Origin of the sequence: Kocuria nitroreducens, assembly GCF_042879195.1 — a bacterium.
In the GTDB taxonomy this organism is placed as follows: Bacteria; Actinomycetota; Actinomycetes; order Actinomycetales; family Micrococcaceae; genus Kocuria; species Kocuria nitroreducens.
In genome coordinates this window covers 1-670 of the sequence record NZ_JBHZTC010000091.1, presented here as the reverse complement: position 1 = coordinate 670, position 670 = coordinate 1, and the positions used below count along the sequence as shown (strand labels likewise).

The following is a 670-nucleotide window of genomic DNA, read 5'->3' as shown; positions in this document are numbered from 1 at the left end:
GGATCTGGGACTTCTCGTCCACGCACAGCACGATCGCGTTCTGAAGGCGGGGCCAGGTAGAGCCCGACCACATCGACGACCTTGGCCACCAGTTCCGGGTCGGTGGAGAACTTGAAAGTGCCTTCCCGCCAGGGGTGAACCCCGTACTCGCGCCAGGCCTTGGCCACCGTGGTGTGGTCGATGCCCAGCCGTCCCGCCAGCAGGCGGGAGGACCAGTGCGTGACCCCGAGCTTCTTCGGCGGAGGGGTCAAAGTGGCCGCCACGATCGCCCGGTGGTCGATCCGCCGCGGACGGCCCGACCGGTCGTGGTCGACCAGCCCGGCGATGCCGGCCTGCCCGTAGCGGGCCCGCCAGGCGATCACGGTGTTGCAAGTCGTACCCACCTTCTGCGCGATCTCGGTGTTCGAGATGCCCTCGGCGGCCAGCAGCACGATCCGCGCCCGCTGCGCCAGCCCCGCGGGCACCGAGGTGGAGCGCACGAGCCTCTGCAGCGTCTCCCGGTCGCCCTGGCGCAACAGCAGCGGGGCCGCAGGATGATTTGCCATAACCCATGATCCCACCCCGTCAAATGCTGAGGTACTTCAACCCCTCGGCACTAGTACTGCAACGACAGTTTGTGACCTCTGCGTTTGTAGTGGCCGGCACGGGCGCGTGCTTGACTGGTGCGCCG

General features: G+C 67.9%; 1 protein-coding gene. It reads right to left on the bottom strand.

From position 1 onward, the window contains the following. Positions 1-545, bottom strand: a 545-nt coding sequence (locus ACFYE1_RS17490) for a helix-turn-helix domain-containing protein (protein WP_387745845.1), incomplete at its 3' end; no start/stop codon positions are given. Positions 546-670 lie beyond the last annotated feature (125 nt).